This is a genomic window from uncultured Tateyamaria sp., assembly GCF_947503465.1.
Classification (GTDB): Bacteria; Pseudomonadota; Alphaproteobacteria; order Rhodobacterales; family Rhodobacteraceae; genus Tateyamaria.
This window is the reverse complement of record NZ_CANNDN010000001.1, coordinates 2,416,750-2,431,988: the sequence shown is the minus strand read 5'-3', so window position 1 is coordinate 2,431,988 and position 15,239 is coordinate 2,416,750. Positions and strand designations below refer to the sequence as shown.

The following is a 15,239-nucleotide window of genomic DNA, read 5'->3' as shown; positions in this document are numbered from 1 at the left end:
GCGCCATGAAAGCCGTCGAAATCTATACCTCTCCGCTATGCGGCTATTGCCATGCGGCCAAGCGCCTGCTGAATGAAAAGGGCGTGTCCTTTTCCGAGGTCAACGTGTTGGCCCAGCCTGGCCGCAAGGCAGAGATGATCCAGCGCGCGAATGGCGGCCGGACCGTGCCCCAGATCTTTATCGGGGACACACATGTGGGTGGTTGCGACGATCTTTATGCACTCGAGCGCGCAGGCAAGCTTGACCCCTTGCTGGCTGCCTGAATGAAGGCGGCCCTGCTGCAACTGAATGTGTCGGACGATCCGATGGCGAACCTGCCGCGGACCGTTCAAATGGTGCAGCAGGCGGCGCAGATGGGGGCGGAGTTTGTCCTGACGCCCGAAGTCACGAATTGCGTATCGACCAATCGCCGGCATCAGCGGTCTGTTTTGCATGCCGAGGACGACGATCCGACGTTGCATGCGTTGCGTACCGCGGCCGCTGAATGCGGCATATACATTCTGATCGGGTCGCTGGCCCTGAAGACAGATGATGCCGATGGACGCTTTGCCAATCGGTCCTTTCTGATCTGTCCCCGCGGGGACATAATTGCGCGTTACGACAAGATACACATGTTTGACGTGGCCATTGATGCGTCTGAGACATTTAATGAATCCTCGGGCTACCGACCGGGGCATCGCGCTGTCGTGGCGCAAACGGCTTTTGGTTCCGTCGGCATGGCCGTCTGTTATGACATGCGCTTTCCGCGACTGGCGGATGCGCTTGTGTCGGCGGGCGCGCACATCCTGACCTACCCCTCAGCCTTTTCGCCTGTGTCCGGTGCGGCGCATTGGCACAGCCTGTTGCGCGCCCGCGCGATCGAAGGCGGGGTCTGGGTCATTGCTCCGGCCCAGACAGGCACGCATTCCAGCGCCCGCCACAAGACACGGGACACCTATGGACATTCCCTGGTCGTTGATCCCTGGGGTGAGGTGATACTTGACGCAGGGACCGCGCCCGGCATTTATGTCTTTGATATGGATTTGGAAAAGGTGGCCGAGGCGCGCCGCCGCATCCCATCACGGGACAATGCGCGCCCCTTCGAAGGCCCCTGATGGCGCATGAGCACGGAAAAACACGCCCTGGCCATTTCGCTCTTTAGCGAGGTGCTGGCTGCGGACCAGATGGTCCGCAACAGGTTAAGCCGTGTGTTGCCCAAGGGGATGGAAATCTCGCACTTCTCGGTTTTGAACCACCTGGCCTGGCACGAGGGCGAGCGCAGCCCCGCGCAACTGGCCGAAACCTTCAATGTAACAAGGGGGGCGATGACCAACACGCTGAGCCGCCTGGAGTGGGCAGGGTACATTCACATCCGCCCCGATTGGGATGACGCCCGCCGCAAGATGGTTGCCATCAGCCCGGCAGGCAAACGGGCGCGCGAACAGGCTCTGAGTGCGATTGCCCCGATGGTAAGTGACGTGATCGACAAGCTGGGCGAAGAACGTGTCCGTTCGACCCTCCCGATCCTGCGTCAATTGCGGGTTGAGATGTCGAACAAACCTAAGCCGGATTCAGAGACGCCGTGACGTAGTTCACGCTCAGGTCCGTGTCCGACAGTTTCCATGCCCATGTCAGCGGATTGAACACGAACCCCTTTCGATCCACAGGGTCGAGGCCCGCATTGCGCATCAGGTCAAAGAGTTCATCAGGCGTGATGAACTTGGACCATTCATGCGTGCCCTTGGGCAGCCAGCGCATCACGTGTTCGGCCCCGATGATCGCCATCAAGTAGGATTTGGGGTTTCGGTTGATGGTCGAACACACGTGCAGACCGCCGGGTTTCAGCAATTGCCGGCATGCCGTCAGATAGCTGAGCGGATCGGCGACGTGTTCGACCACTTCCATGTTCAAAACCACATCGAACTGTTCGCCCGCTGCGGCCATCTCCTCGGCCGTGGTGTGGCGGTAATCGATGGTGAGGCCGGAGTGTTCGGCATGGACCTGTGCCACCGGGATGTTCCGTTCAGCGGCATCGGCCCCGACCACGTCGGCACCAAGGCGCGCCATGGGTTCGGCAAGCAATCCGCCGCCGCATCCAATGTCCAGAATGCGCAGGCCCTTGAACGCTTCGGGCCCCGTCAGATCCCTGTCGAACTCGGCGGCGATCTGGCTGGTGATATAGTCCAATCGACATGGGTTCAGCATGTGCAGCGGCTTGAATTTCCCGTTCGGGTCCCACCATTCCGCTGCCATCGCTTCAAATTTCGCGATTTCCGATGGGTCAACGGTGGTTTGATGCGTTTGCATTTGCGTCTCCGTATGCTCATGTGCGCCTTGAGCCCTATGTAGGTCGGTACGATGGACAAACACAGTGATCAAAAGCGCGCGGTGCAATATCTGTATCCGCCCACCGATCCCTTCGATCAGCGGATGCTGGACGTGGGACAGGGTCACCGTATTTATGTAGAGCAGTGTGGCAATCCGGACGGCGTGCCTGTCGTGGTGCTGCATGGCGGACCCGGCGGCGGGTGCAGCCCGGCGATGCGCCGATACTTCGATCCCGAGCATTACCGCGTAATATTGTTTGATCAACGCGGCTGCGGTCGGTCCCGTCCGCATGCGTCCGTCATGAACAACACGACATGGCATCTGGTCGACGATATCGAGCTGATCCGCAAGACGTTGGATATTGATGCGTGGATTGTTTTTGGCGGGTCATGGGGGGCCACGCTGGCCCTGATCTATGCCGAGGCGCACCCGGCCCGTGTCCGCAACCTGGTTCTGCGGGGCGTGTTCCTGATGACGCAGGCCGAGCTTGATTGGTTCTATGGCGGTGGCGCTGGCAAGTTCTGGCCCGAGGTGTGGGCCCGGTTCGAAGGGTTGATCCCGGAAGATGAGCGTGGCGATCTGATAGGCGCGTACCACCGGCGTCTCTTTTCCGGAGATGTCGCGATGGAAACGCGGTTTGCGCGCGCCTGGTCGTCCTGGGAAAACGCCTTGGCATCGATCCACTCTTCCGGTGCTGGAGGAGAGGCGCCCGGGGACTATGCCCGTGCCTTTGCCCGGCTTGAAAACCATTATTTCACCAATGCGGGTTTTTTGGAGTTTGACGGTCAGATCCTGGCCCATGCGGGCCGGATCAAGCATATCCCGGGCACGATTGTGCAGGGCCGTTACGATATGATTTGCCCACCCGACAGCGCCTATGCCCTGTCGCAGGCGTGGCCGATGGGCGAGTTGAAAATGGTCCGCAATGCCGGTCATGCCTTGTCTGAGCCGGGAATTTCGGCTGAACTGGTGCGCACCATGGACAGGATCGCAGGAAAATGACCCGGATCGACCGCCGCGCGCTTTTTGCCTCGGGTGCTGCCGCCGCTTTGCTGGTGGCCACGGGCGCATCGGCGATGCCCAAGCGGGGCGGGCGGTTGCGGGCGGCGTTGTCGCCTGTGCTGTTTGACAGGGCGGTGGCCGCGACGGTCTTTGACAACCTGACCGAGATTGCGGCCGATGGCACATTGCGTGGAGAGTTGGCGACTGAATGGTGGTCGGATGCGGAGGCGCGCGTGTGGCGCTTCACGCTGCGCGACGGTGTGACGTTCCATGATGGAACGCAATTTGATGCATCTGCCGTGTCGGGCCTGCCCTGCGACGTTGAGGCGTTGGACACGCTGACGGTTCAGGTTTCGCTGTCCGCTCCGAACCCGAACCTGCCCTACTTGCTGGCCCAACCGGGCTTTGAGATCCGGGGCGCGACCGGCACCGGGTTGTACCAAGTGCAGAAACTGGACGACGGACGGCACTTCATCGGCACCCGTGTCCCGGATCATTGGAAACAAGGTGCCGGTTGGTTCGATTCGGTCGAGTTTGTGCAGTTCAGTGCCGATCAGGTGCGCGGCGAAGCATTGCGCGACGGGCTGGTCGATGTGGCGGATGCCGTCGCGTTGGACGACTATGCCGACCCGCGCGATTTCCAGACCTTGCCCAACGCCCATGCCGCCACGCATATCGCCAGCCGGTCCGTGACGGTGCCCGTGACTGTCGGCAAATCCTGGCCCCTGGACAACCTGCGCATGGCAGAACGGTGGTGGATGGCCTGAACCAAGGCGCATGGGGCTTGCAGACTCGCAGGCACATGCGTATATCCCCCTCAACAGCGGCGCGCTGGGGTCCAAACCTGACGCTCCACCGGGAAACATCGACGGGCCGCGCGCCCGTTTTTTTGTGCCCGATGCACATGTAGGAACCAATGACCAACGACCTGATTGCCAAAGCAGCCATCGACCGTCGCCTGGCCGAGATCATCACACCGGTGATCGAGGATCTGGGATACGAATTGGTGCGCGTGCGACTGATGAGCGGCAAGGAAACGACCCTGCAAATCATGGCCGACAAGCCCGAGGGCGGGATTGAGGTAGACGATTGCGGGGCGATTTCGACCGCCGTGAGTGCGACACTCGATGTCGAGGATCCGATCCTGGATGCCTATACGCTGGAAGTGTCGTCGCCCGGGATTGACCGGCCCCTGACCCGCCTCAAGGATTTCGATGTGTTCGAAGGGTACGAGGCGAAGCTGGAAACCGACGAATTGATCGACGGACGCCGTCGCTTCAAGGGCGTGCTGGCCGGGGTCGAGGATGACGAGGTGCTGATCAACGTGGCCGAGGGCACAATTGGCCTGAAGTTCGAGTGGTTGAGCGATGCCAAGCTTGTTCTGACAGACGAGCTGATCAAGGAAATGCTGCGCCAGCGCAAAGCTGCTGGCGTGTTGAACGAAGATGATTTCGACGAGATAGAGACGACCGAAGGGTCAGAGGAGGACAACTGATGGCCATTACATCTGCAAACCAGCTTGAGCTGTTGCAAACCGCAGAAGCTGTTGCGCGTGAGAAGATGATCGACCCCGCGCTGGTGGTCGAGGCGATGGAAGAATCGCTCGCCCGGGCTGCGAAATCCCGCTACGGCGCGGAAATGGACATTCGTGTCTCTATCGACCGCAAGACCGGAAAGGCGACATTCACCCGTGTCCGCACCGTGGTCGAGGATGAAGAACTGGAGAATTACCAGGCCGAGTTCACCGTCGAGCAGGCCAAGCAATATCTGGACGACCCCAAGGTCGGCGACACCTTTGTCGAGGAAGTCCCGCCGGTCGAGATGGGCCGGATTGCTGCCCAATCCGCCAAGCAGGTGATTCTGCAAAAGGTGCGTGAAGCCGAACGCGACCGTCAGTTCGAAGAGTTCAAGGATCGCGCGGGCACCATCATCAACGCGCTGGTCAAGCGTGAAGAATACGGAAACGTCATCGTGGACGTGGGGGCCGGCGAAGCGATCCTGCGCCGCAATGAAAAGATCGGCCGCGAATCGTATCGCCCGAATGACCGCATCCGCTGCTACATCAAGGATGTGCGCCGCGAACAACGTGGGCCGCAGATTTTCCTGAGCCGCACCGCGCCCGAGTTCATGGCCGAGCTGTTCAAGATGGAAGTGCCCGAGATTTACGACGGTATCATCGACATCAAGGCCGTGGCCCGTGACCCCGGTTCGCGCGCAAAGATTGCCGTGATTTCCTATGACAACTCCATCGACCCGGTGGGGGCTTGCGTTGGTATGCGCGGCAGCCGTGTGCAGGCCGTTGTGAACGAATTGCAGGGCGAAAAGATCGACATCATTCCGTGGAACGAGGATCAGCCGACCTTCCTTGTGAACGCGTTGCAGCCCGCCGAGGTGAGCAAGGTGGTTCTGGACGAGGAAGCGGGCAAGATTGAAGTCGTGGTGCCCGAAGAGCAGCTTTCGTTGGCCATTGGCCGTCGGGGCCAGAACGTACGTCTGGCCAGCCAGTTGACCAACCTTGATATCGACATCATGACCGAGGCTGAGGAATCGGCGCGTCGTCAGGCGGAATTCGAGGAGCGGACCAAGCTGTTCATGGACAATCTGGACCTGGACGAATTCTTTGCCCAGTTGCTGGTGTCCGAAGGGTTCACCAACCTTGAGGAAGTGGCCTATGTCGAGTTGGACGAACTGTTGGTCATCGACGGTGTGGACGAAGGCACCGCCGAAGAATTGCAGGCCCGTGCCCGCGATGTGCTTGAGGCCCAAGCCAAGGCTGCACTGGACAATGCACGGTCGATGGGAGCCGAAGACAGCCTTATTGAATTCGACGGACTGACACCCCAGATGATTGAGGCGCTTGCCAAGGATGACGTCAAAACCCTCGAAGATTTTGCAACGTGCGCGGACTGGGAACTGGCCGGTGGCTGGACAACTGTCGATGGCGAACGTCACAAGGACGATGGTGTTCTGGAACCCTTTGACGTGTCTTTGGAAGAGGCGCAGCAGCTGGTTATGACAGCGCGTATTTTGTTGGGTTGGGTCGATCCTGCCGAGCTTGAGGCGCAGGCCGAAGCCGAAGAAGAAGATGGCGAAGAGCTGACCCAGGAGGCCGAGGCCTGATCTCAGGCCTCAGGTGGGCCTGATGGGACGCGGCGGCGCCTCGAAAGATCGGTCGGATGGGCCGGAGCGCAAGTGCATTGCCACGGGCGAGGTGCAACCAAAACATGGGTTGATCCGTTTCGTCGTTGGGCCGGACGCACAGATTGTGCCGGACATCGCGGGCAAACTGCCCGGGCGTGGCATCTATGTTGCGGCGGACCGGGCTGCCCTGGACAAGGCGGTCCAGAAAAAGCTGTTTGCACGGGGGGCCAAGCAACCCGTGCAGGTGCCGGACGGTTTGGTTGACGAGGTTGAAAAGCAGTTGGCGCGGCGGGTCGTTGACCTGATCGCGCTGTCCCGCAAGTCGGGCAGTGCCGTGGCCGGGTACGAGAAGGTCAAGAACATGCTTCAAATGGAAGAGGCATTGGTTCTGATCCAGGCGTCGGACGGTTCGGGCCGTGGCAAGTCCAAGCTGAGTACGCCGCATTTCGGCACGTATATCGGCTGGCTGACAGCGGATGAGTTGGGTTTGGCCTTTGGCCGTCAAACTGTGATACATGGGGCGCTCGCCTCTGGTGGACTCACGCAACGTGTTGTAGAGGAAGCCAACCGTTTACGCGGTGTGCGCGAAAATGACGACGGCAAGGGCCGTCGGGAAGGATAGACGAGCTTTATGAGCGATACTGACGGGAAAAAGACTTTGGGTCTGCGCAGCGGCGCGCGTCCGGGCAATGTGAAACAGAGTTTCAGCCACGGACGGACCAAGAATGTCGTCGTCGAAACCAAGCGCAAGCGCGTCGTGGTGCCGAAACCCGGTGCCGCGAAACCTGCTGGCGGTGCTGGTGCTGCCGGGGGTGACCCCAGCAAGCGCCCGGCCGGTATTTCCGATGCGGAAATGGATCGCCGTCTGAAGGCTGTCCAGGCGGCCAAGGCCCGCGAAGCCGAAGAATCCGCCAAGCGTCAGGCCGAGGAAAAGGCCCGCGAAGCCGAACGCGAGCGCCGCCGGGCCGAAGCCGAAGCCAAAGAGGCCGCCGAGCGGGAACGCGAAGAGGCGCTGAAGGCCAAGGAAGAAGAAGAAAAGCGCAAGGCTGCCGAGGCCGCCGCTGCTGCGCAGGCGGCTGCCGCTGCTCCGGCCGAGGCCGCGAAGCCGGCCCAACGCCAGGCACAGCCAGCTGCAACACCACGGAAAAACGACCGGGACCGGGATCAACGGCCCAACAACCGGAGCCGCGACGACGGCGGTCGCCGGTCCGGCAAGCTAACCCTGAACCAGGCGCTGTCTGGTGGCGAGGGCGGCCGCCAACGGTCCATGGCCGCGATGAAGCGCAAGCAGGAACGTGCCCGGCAGAAAGCCATGGGCGGATCTGTCGAGCGTGAAAAGGTTGTGCGTGACGTGCAGGTCCCCGAGGCCATTGTGGTCAGCGAACTGGCCAACCGCATGACCGAAAAGGTCGGTGACGTCGTCAAGGCACTGATGAACAACGGCATGATGGTCACCCAGAACCAGACCATTGATGCGGACACCGCAGAACTGATTGTCGAAGAATTCGGCCACCGTGTTCAGCGTGTGTCGGATTCCGACGTCGAAGACGTGATCAAAGAGATCGTGGACAAGGACGAGGATCTGCAAAGTCGTCCGCCGGTCATCACCATCATGGGTCACGTTGACCATGGCAAGACGTCGCTGCTGGATGCGATCCGCGATGCCAAGGTTGTCGCAGGCGAAGCGGGCGGTATTACCCAGCATATCGGGGCCTATCAGGTCAAAACCGATGGCGGCGCTGTCCTGTCCTTCCTGGATACTCCCGGTCACGCGGCATTCACGTCGATGCGGTCGCGCGGTGCGCAGGTGACGGACATCGTGGTGCTGGTGGTTGCGGCGGATGACGCCGTGATGCCCCAGACCATCGAGGCCATCAACCACGCCAAAGCCGCAGAAGTGCCGATGATCGTGGCGATCAACAAGATCGACAAACCCGATGCGACGCCTGACAAGGTGCGCACGGACCTGCTGCAACACGAGGTCATCGTCGAGAAGATGTCCGGTGACGTGCAGGATGTCGAAGTGTCGGCCATCACCGGGCAGGGTCTGGATGAACTGCTGGAGGCCATCGCGCTGCAAGCTGAAATCCTGGAACTGAAAGCGAACCCCGATCGTGCCGCCCAGGGCGCTGTGATCGAGGCGCAGCTGGATGTGGGCCGTGGCCCCGTTGCGACCGTTCTGGTTCAGACCGGGACGTTGCGTCAGGGCGATATCTTTGTTGTGGGTGAGCAGTACGGCAAGGTCCGTGCCCTGATCAACGACAAGGGCGAGCGCGTGAAAGAGGCTGGCCCGTCGGTGCCGGTTGAGGTTCTTGGCCTGAACGGCACACCCGAAGCGGGCGACGTGCTGAACGTGACCGAGACCGAGGCGCAGGCGCGCGAGATTGCCGAGTATCGCGAAAAGGCGGCCAAGGACAAACGCGCGGCTGCCGGCGCCGCCACGACACTCGAACAGCTGATGGCGAACGCCAAGGCGGACGAGGACGTGTCCGAGCTGCCCATTCTGGTCAAAGCTGATGTGCAGGGCTCTGCCGAGGCGATTGTTCAGGCGATGGAGAAGATCGGCAATGACGAGGTACGCGTGCGCGTGCTGCACTCCGGCGTTGGTGCAATCACCGAAACCGACGTGGGTCTGGCCGAAGCCTCGGGTGCGCCGATCATGGGCTTTAACGTGCGCGCCAACGCATCGGCCCGGAACACGGCGAACCAGAAGGGTGTCGAGATCCGGTACTATTCGGTCATCTATGACCTTGTGGACGATGTGAAGGCCGCCGCGTCCGGTCTGCTGAGCGCGGAGATTCGCGAGAACTTCATCGGCTATGCCGAAATTAAGGAAGTCTTCAAAGTGTCCGGCGTTGGCAAAGTTGCCGGGTGTCTGGTGACAGAGGGCGTTGCCCGCCGTTCGGCTGGTGTGCGTCTGCTGCGCGACAACGTGGTGATCCACGAAGGCACCTTGAAAACGCTCAAGCGGTTCAAGGATGAGGTGGCCGAGGTCCAGTCGGGTCAGGAATGCGGTATGGCGTTCGAGAACTACGACGATATCCGTCCACAAGACGTGATCGAGATCTTTGAACGCGAAGAGATCACACGCACACTCGACTAAGCGCGATGTGCGCGCGCATAAGAAAAAGGGACGGTGCGATGCACTGTCCCCTTTTTTCTTCAGAATGTCATATCAGGCAGTTTGCGTGACGGGTTTTCCGGAATATTGCGCCGGACCAACCCGGACGGTCATACGACCGTCAGGCAAGGTTCTGACGTAAATTCCCTGTATCAACACAGCACTGCCAAGAGCGATTGTGCGCAGCATGACTTTCCTCCCCAAAAGAAAGTTGTACTGCAACTATAGGTGTGTTGGTTAACAAGTCATCAACAATGTCATAAAATTGTCGTTTTTTAAGTCAGTTTGCGAAAAATCCAACTGACACCTATAGCCAATCTCGAAGGATGGGGATGAGCGGGATATCCGCCTCGGGCATGGGATAGTCCCGCAAATCCTTGGGTTGTACCCATTTCAACGCCTGATTTTCCCGCGATTGCGGCGTGCCTTCCCACTTGCGACAGGCAAACAGGGGCATCAACAGGTGAAAGGTGTCGTAGCTGTGGCTGGCGAAGGTCAACGGGGCGAGGCAGGACTGCCAGGTGTTGATTCCCAGCTCTTCCTCCAACTCGCGGATCAACGCTGCCTCGGGGGTTTCGCCGGACTCGACCTTGCCGCCCGGAAACTCCCAAAGGCCCGCCATCGATTTGCCTTCTGGTCGTTGGGCCAGCAATACACGCCCATCCACATCGATCAGAGCAACGGCAGATACAAGAACCGTCTTCACGACCGGTAATCCGCATTGATGTCGATGTATCCATGGGTCAGATCACAGGTCCAGATGGTGGCATTCCCATCACCCATGCCGCAGTCCACTCGGATGCGGATATGATCATTCTTCATGTGCGCGGCGGCATCCTCTTCGCGGTATGTTGGGCTGACCCAACCGCGTTCTGCCACCAAGGTGTCCCCGAACCAGATCGACAGCGTGTCCCTGTCCGCCGGAGCGCCTGATTTCCCGACCGCCATGACAACGCGACCCCAGTTCGGATCTTCGCCCGCAATCGCCGTTTTCACCAGTGGCGAGTTGGCGACCGACAGGCCATGTGTCCTGGCCGCAGCGTCATCGACGCATCCGGTGACTGCAATCTCGACAAACTTGGTTGCCCCTTCGCCGTCGCGCACAACCTGATGTGCCAAGTCCAGCATCACAGCGTGCAACGCATCGGCAAACGCATCGCTGTGCGTCACATCAACACCGCTTGCCCCTGTGGCCGCGACAAGCAGACTGTCGGATGTGGACGTGTCGCTGTCGACGGTGATGCAGTTGAAGGTTCGGTCAGCCGTGGCGCTGACCAAAGATTGGAGCGCCGCCTGATCCATACGTGCGTCGGTGAAGATGTAGACAAGCATGGTCGCCATGTCGGGCGCGATCATACCGCTGCCTTTTGCGATGCCCGAAATGCGTACATCTGATCCATTCACCTGAACCGTCTGGGTCGCGCCCTTGGGATAGGTGTCTGTGGTCATGATGGCCGCAGCGGCGTCTGCGATGGCCCCGGGTTGTTGCGCGGTGACAAGGGCGGACAGGTGCCGGGTGATCCTGTCATGGGCCAAAGGCTCGCCAATGACACCGGTCGATGCAGTAAACACCCTGTTCGGTGGCAGGTCCGTGGCCTCGGCGACCCGGTTGACCACAGTTGCGACCGCGTCCGTACCATTGCGTCCGGTAAAGGCATTCGCATTGCCCGCATTCACCAGAATAGCCGCGCCTGCGTCACTTTTGCCACCCAGCTTGGCCTGGCAATCGAGGACCGGCGCAGAGCGTGTCGCAGATTTGGTGAATACGCCCGCAATCGCGGTACCCGGCGCACACAGGGCAAGCATCACATCAAGACGGCCCGAATACCTGACCCCTGCTTCGACGGCGGCAAAGGTGACGCCGTCGATGATCGGGAGTTCGGGAAAATGGTCAGGCGCCAAGGGGGACCGTGGCAATGTGCCGGCCATGTATCAGTCCACCAGAGTAAGATCAGACAAGACCGACGGGTCAACATCGGCCGCGCCAGATTGGTCGATCTGTGCAGCCGCGGTCAGGTCCGCCACATATGTTTCGACGGTCTGGTCGCGCACCTCTTGAATCAGGTCCTCGCGGACCTCGTCCAGCGTGGGGGCGTCGGGCGTGCGGGTTTCGTTCAGGATGATGACGTGCCAGCCGAATTGCGTTTGAACCGGTTCCGACACTTCGCCCACCTCAAGCGCGATCACAGCCGCCTCAAAGCTGGGCACCATGGCGCCAGTTCCAAACCACCCAAGCTGGCCACCATTCGGGCCGGAGGGCCCTGTAGATTTTTCGCGCGCAGTGGCGGCAAAATCGGCACCGCCGTCCAGATCGGCCTTGATCGCTTGCGCCTCTTCTTCGGTTTCCACCAGAATGTGAGAGGCGTTGTATTCTTCCTGTGGGGTCGCACCCGCGTATTTGGCGTCATACGCAGCCTGAAGCGCGTCGTCCGTCAGCCGTTCTTCGAACAGCGCTTCCAGTTCCTCGCCTGCGGTCAGAGACCGGGTTTCATTTTCGATCTGAAGGCCGGTGCGTTTGGGCAAGTCGCCGTCATAGGCCTGTGCCAGAAGGGTCTGGTTGATCAGTTGATCCAGGATGCCCGTGAACAAGACTTCGTCCGGCAATTGCTGAAACTGTTGCGGCAGCGATGCACGGGCCACGATCATGTGACCCACCGTGATATCCGTGCCGTTGACCGTGGCAACAACCGTGTCTGCATCCTGTGCTGCGGCAGGCATCGCAAGCGCGGCGAACAGACCAAGCGCAGGCAGCGAGAAGAAACGTTTTTTCATGGAACAGTCCTTGGGCTTTGGCACCCCGCCCGGGGCGCGCATTGACACGGTTTCGCGTGACCCTTACATCGCCCTATGGACGCGGCCCGGGCCGGTTTTCGCCCACCGTATCTATGGGCTTGGCGCGCGCCCGGCAAGCAGTTGCTGCACAACATGAATTGATCGGCTGGAGAACGCATGCTCGGTTTCGGAACTCTCACCAAGAAGGTGTTTGGCACCCCCAATGATCGCAAGATCAAGAGTGTGCGTCCGCTGGTCGACCAGATCAACGCACTTGAACCCGAATTCGAAGCGCTGAGCGACGAAGGCCTGAAGGACAAGACGCAAGCCCTGGCAGAACGCGCCATGGGTGGCGAAGGCCTGGATGCGCTGTTGCCCGAGGCATTTGCCAATTGCCGTGAGGCAGCCAAGCGGACATTGGGTCTGCGGGCCTATGACACGCAGCTGCTGGGCGGCATCTTTCTTCATCAGGGCAATATCGCGGAACAGAAAACAGGCGAGGGCAAGACCCTGACGGCGACCTTTGCCACCTATCTGAATGCCCTGACGGGCAAAGGTGTGCACGTCGTCACCGTGAACGATTACCTTGTGCAGCGTGATGCGGAATGGATGGGCAAGGTGTTTGGCGCCCTTGGTCTGACCACTGGCGTTGCCATCGCCGGTATGGACGAAGATGCCAAGCGCGAGGCCTACGCCTGCGACGTGACCTATGCCACGAACAACGAACTGGGCTTTGATTACCTGCGCGACAACATGAAACCCTCGATCGAGGATATGGTGCAGCGCGGCCATAACTTTGCCATCGTGGACGAGGTCGACAGTATCCTGATCGACGAGGCGCGAACGCCGCTGGTGATCTCCGGCCCGTTGCAAGACCGGTCCGAGATGTATGTGACCATCGACGGGATCATCCCGTTGATCGAGGATGACCATTTCACATTGGATGAAAAACAGAAGAACGTGACCTTCACCGACGAGGGCAACGAGTTTCTGGAAGAACAGCTGACCGCCCGTGGCCTGATCGAGGAAGGCGCATCCCTGTATGATCCGGAAAGCACAACCATCGTGCATCACGTCAATCAGGGTCTGCGTGCGCACAAACTGTTCCTGAAGGACAAAGATTACATCGTTCGCAACGGCGAGGTTGTCCTGATCGACGAATTCACTGGCCGCATGATGACCGGGCGCCGGTTGTCCGAAGGCTTGCACCAGGCCATCGAGGCCAAGGAAGGCGTGCAGATCCAGCCCGAAAACCAGACGCTCGCGTCTGTGACGTTCCAGAATTATTTCCGCTTGTACAACAAGCTGGCCGGCATGACCGGGACTGCCGCGACCGAGGCGGAAGAGTTCCAGACCATCTATGGCCTTGGCGTGGTCGAAGTGCCCACAAACAAGCCGATTGCGCGCCTGGATGAAGATGATCAGGTGTTCCGCACGGGTCAGGAAAAATACAAGGCCATGATCGACGAGATCAAGGCCGCGCATGAAAAGGGGCAGCCGGTTCTGGTCGGCACCACATCCATCGACAAATCCGAGATGTTTTCGGAGGCGTTGAAAGCCGAAGGTATCGTGCACAACGTCCTGAACGCACGGCAGCATGAACAAGAGGCGCAGATTATCGCCGACGCGGGCAAGTTTGGCGCCGTGACCATCGCGACGAACATGGCCGGTCGCGGAACCGACATCCAGTTGGGCGGCAACGTCGAGATGAAGGTTCTGGAGGCGATCACCGCCGATCCCGAAGCCGACCCCGAAGCGGTGCGCACGCGCATCGAGGCGGAACACGAAGACGAAAAACAAAAGGTGCTGTCCGCTGGCGGGCTGTTTGTGCTGGCGTCTGAACGCCACGAAAGCCGCCGGATCGATAACCAGCTGCGCGGCCGGTCGGGGCGTCAGGGCGACCCTGGCCGCACGTCCTTCTACCTCAGCCTTGAAGATGACCTGATGCGCATCTTCGGGTCGGACAGGCTGGACAAGGTCCTCAAGACGTTGGGTCTGGAAGAAGGCGAAGCCATTGTGCACCCTTGGGTGAACAAGTCGCTTGAGCGCGCGCAGGCCAAGGTTGAAGGCCGTAACTTTGACATCCGCAAACAGCTGCTGAAATTCGATGACGTGATGAACGACCAGCGGCGCGTGATCTTCTCGCAACGGCGCGAGATTATGGAAGCCGAGGATCTGTCCGAAATCACGTCTGACATGCGGGACGAAGTGGTCGATGATCTGATTGACCAGTACATGCCTGCCAACAGCTATGCAGACCAGTGGGATACGCAGGGCCTCTATGCGGCTGTGATCGAAAACCTGGGCATCGACGTGCCCGTCATGGAGTGGTGCGAAGAAGAGGGCGTGGACGACGAACAGGTCCGCGAGCGCCTGATCGCCGCGCATGACAAGCTGATGGCGGACAAGGCCGAAGCGTTTGGTCAAGAAAACATGCGCAGCATCGAAAAGCAGCTGATCCTGCAAGCCATTGACGGCAAGTGGCGCGAACATCTGTTGACGCTGGAACATCTGCGGTCGGTCGTGGGGTTCCGTGGCTATGCGCAGCGTGACCCGCTGAATGAATACAAGAACGAAGCGTTCCAGTTGTTTGAAACCATGCTGGAAAGTCTGCGCAGTGAAGTGACCAACAAACTGTCCCGCATCCGCCCACTGACGGACGAGGAACGCGAGCAGATGCTGGCGCAGATGGCGGCGCAACAGCAAGAGGCCGCACAGGTGACCAAGGCGAACGCGTTGTCTGAACCAACCGCCGAAGCGGTGGCAAACGGGTTTGATGAAAACGACCGCAGCACCTGGGGCAACCCGGGGCGGAACGATCTGTGCCCGTGCGGTTCAGGCAAGAAGTTCAAGCACTGTCACGGCGCATTCGCCTGATCCAGCCGCCGCATTCCTG

Annotated in this window: 14 protein-coding genes; 10 read left to right on the top strand and 4 right to left on the bottom strand. The window is 60.1% G+C overall.

Features of this window, described 5'->3' with window-relative positions; genetic code table 11:
* The first annotated feature begins 5 nt into the window (after positions 1-5).
* Genes grxC through Q0844_RS12105 form a run of 3 tightly spaced genes read left to right on the top strand, consistent with a single transcriptional unit; the run spans position 6 to position 1,565 of the window.
* Positions 6-263 (top strand): glutaredoxin 3, encoded by a 258-nt coding sequence (gene grxC / locus Q0844_RS12115; protein ID WP_299045068.1) that lies wholly within the window; start codon positions 6-8, stop codon positions 261-263.
* Complete coding sequence (locus Q0844_RS12110) at positions 264-1,094, top strand: carbon-nitrogen hydrolase family protein (protein ID WP_299045066.1); 831 nt, start codon at positions 264-266, stop codon at positions 1,092-1,094.
* A gap of 6 nt (positions 1,095-1,100) precedes the next feature.
* Positions 1,101-1,565 carry a MarR family transcriptional regulator gene (locus Q0844_RS12105; protein WP_299045065.1) on the top strand — a complete coding sequence of 155 codons (465 nt, stop codon included), beginning with the start codon at positions 1,101-1,103 and terminating at the stop codon, positions 1,563-1,565.
* Here Q0844_RS12105 and ubiG read toward each other — a convergent pair.
* The gene (gene ubiG, locus Q0844_RS12100) at positions 1,540-2,286 is read right to left on the bottom strand and encodes a bifunctional 2-polyprenyl-6-hydroxyphenol methylase/3-demethylubiquinol 3-O-methyltransferase UbiG (protein ID WP_299045063.1); all 747 of its coding nucleotides are present in this window, start codon (positions 2,284-2,286) and stop codon (positions 1,540-1,542) included. The two genes, Q0844_RS12105 and ubiG, sit on opposite strands and share 26 nt — an antisense overlap.
* A 51-nt stretch (positions 2,287-2,337) precedes the next feature.
* Here ubiG and pip point away from each other — a divergent pair, with 51 nt between their 5' ends.
* The 6 genes from pip (at position 2,338) to infB (ending at position 9,553) form a co-directional block, all read left to right on the top strand.
* Entirely contained in the window at positions 2,338-3,309 is a 972-nt protein-coding gene (gene pip / locus Q0844_RS12095; RefSeq protein WP_299045061.1) for a prolyl aminopeptidase, read from the top strand.
* A complete protein-coding gene (locus Q0844_RS12090; RefSeq protein WP_299045060.1) occupies positions 3,306-4,076 on the top strand; it encodes an ABC transporter substrate-binding protein in 771 nt (256 codons plus the stop codon). Before pip ends, Q0844_RS12090 begins: the two co-directional genes overlap by 4 nt.
* A gap of 149 nt (positions 4,077-4,225) precedes the next feature.
* Complete coding sequence (rimP, locus tag Q0844_RS12085; RefSeq protein ID WP_299045059.1) at positions 4,226-4,804, top strand: ribosome maturation factor RimP; 579 nt, start codon at positions 4,226-4,228, stop codon at positions 4,802-4,804.
* Positions 4,804-6,429: a transcription termination factor NusA gene (nusA, locus tag Q0844_RS12080; protein ID WP_299045058.1), complete on the top strand. Its 1,626-nt coding sequence runs from the start codon at positions 4,804-4,806 to the stop codon at positions 6,427-6,429. The genes rimP and nusA overlap by 1 nt, the downstream gene beginning before the upstream one ends.
* 22 nt (positions 6,430-6,451) lie before the next feature.
* Positions 6,452-7,072: an RNA-binding protein gene (locus Q0844_RS12075; protein ID WP_299045056.1), complete on the top strand. Its 621-nt coding sequence runs from the start codon at positions 6,452-6,454 to the stop codon at positions 7,070-7,072.
* Positions 7,073-7,081: 9 nt separating this feature from the next.
* Positions 7,082-9,553: a translation initiation factor IF-2 gene (gene infB / locus Q0844_RS12070; RefSeq protein ID WP_299045054.1), complete on the top strand. Its 2,472-nt coding sequence runs from the start codon at positions 7,082-7,084 to the stop codon at positions 9,551-9,553.
* A gap of 325 nt (positions 9,554-9,878) precedes the next feature.
* Here infB and mutT read toward each other — a convergent pair whose 3' ends face one another.
* The 3 genes from mutT to Q0844_RS12055 are packed head-to-tail and all read right to left on the bottom strand — an operon-like array spanning position 9,879 to position 12,343.
* The gene (gene mutT / locus Q0844_RS12065; RefSeq protein WP_299045052.1) at positions 9,879-10,277 is read right to left on the bottom strand and encodes an 8-oxo-dGTP diphosphatase MutT; all 399 of its coding nucleotides are present in this window, start codon (positions 10,275-10,277) and stop codon (positions 9,879-9,881) included.
* Positions 10,274-11,500, bottom strand: a complete 1,227-nt coding sequence (argJ, locus tag Q0844_RS12060) for a bifunctional glutamate N-acetyltransferase/amino-acid acetyltransferase ArgJ (RefSeq protein WP_299045050.1) — start codon at positions 11,498-11,500, stop codon at positions 10,274-10,276. Before argJ ends, mutT begins: the two co-directional genes overlap by 4 nt.
* A gap of 3 nt (positions 11,501-11,503) precedes the next feature.
* On the bottom strand, positions 11,504-12,343 hold the full coding sequence (locus Q0844_RS12055; protein WP_299045048.1) for a peptidylprolyl isomerase: 840 nt from the start codon (positions 12,341-12,343) through the stop codon (positions 11,504-11,506).
* Between the two features lie 177 nt (positions 12,344-12,520).
* Between Q0844_RS12055 and secA the strand changes: the two genes are divergently transcribed.
* Positions 12,521-15,220, top strand: coding sequence for a preprotein translocase subunit SecA (gene secA, locus Q0844_RS12050; RefSeq protein ID WP_299045046.1), 2,700 nt, complete (start codon positions 12,521-12,523; stop codon positions 15,218-15,220).
* The last annotated feature ends 19 nt before the right edge of the window (positions 15,221-15,239 follow it).

What these genes read in the sequence shown, in the direction of transcription:
- grxC (WP_299045068.1), top strand. Translation starts at nt 6, where the DNA reads ATGAAAGCCGTCGAAATCTATACCTCTCCGCTATGCGGCTATTGCCAT.
- Q0844_RS12110 (WP_299045066.1), top strand. Translation starts at nt 264, where the DNA reads ATGAAGGCGGCCCTGCTGCAACTGAATGTGTCGGACGATCCGATGGCG.
- Q0844_RS12105 (WP_299045065.1), top strand. Translation starts at nt 1,101, where the DNA reads ATGAGCACGGAAAAACACGCCCTGGCCATTTCGCTCTTTAGCGAGGTG.
- ubiG (WP_299045063.1), bottom strand. Translation starts at nt 2,286, where the DNA reads ATGCAAACGCATCAAACCACCGTTGACCCATCGGAAATCGCGAAATTT.
- pip (WP_299045061.1), top strand. Translation starts at nt 2,338, where the DNA reads ATGGACAAACACAGTGATCAAAAGCGCGCGGTGCAATATCTGTATCCG.
- Q0844_RS12090 (WP_299045060.1), top strand. Translation starts at nt 3,306, where the DNA reads ATGACCCGGATCGACCGCCGCGCGCTTTTTGCCTCGGGTGCTGCCGCC.
- rimP (WP_299045059.1), top strand. Translation starts at nt 4,226, where the DNA reads ATGACCAACGACCTGATTGCCAAAGCAGCCATCGACCGTCGCCTGGCC.
- nusA (WP_299045058.1), top strand. Translation starts at nt 4,804, where the DNA reads ATGGCCATTACATCTGCAAACCAGCTTGAGCTGTTGCAAACCGCAGAA.
- Q0844_RS12075 (WP_299045056.1), top strand. Translation starts at nt 6,452, where the DNA reads ATGGGACGCGGCGGCGCCTCGAAAGATCGGTCGGATGGGCCGGAGCGC.
- infB (WP_299045054.1), top strand. Translation starts at nt 7,082, where the DNA reads ATGAGCGATACTGACGGGAAAAAGACTTTGGGTCTGCGCAGCGGCGCG.
- argJ (WP_299045050.1), bottom strand. Translation starts at nt 11,500, where the DNA reads ATGGCCGGCACATTGCCACGGTCCCCCTTGGCGCCTGACCATTTTCCC.
- Q0844_RS12055 (WP_299045048.1), bottom strand. Translation starts at nt 12,343, where the DNA reads ATGAAAAAACGTTTCTTCTCGCTGCCTGCGCTTGGTCTGTTCGCCGCG.
- secA (WP_299045046.1), top strand. Translation starts at nt 12,521, where the DNA reads ATGCTCGGTTTCGGAACTCTCACCAAGAAGGTGTTTGGCACCCCCAAT.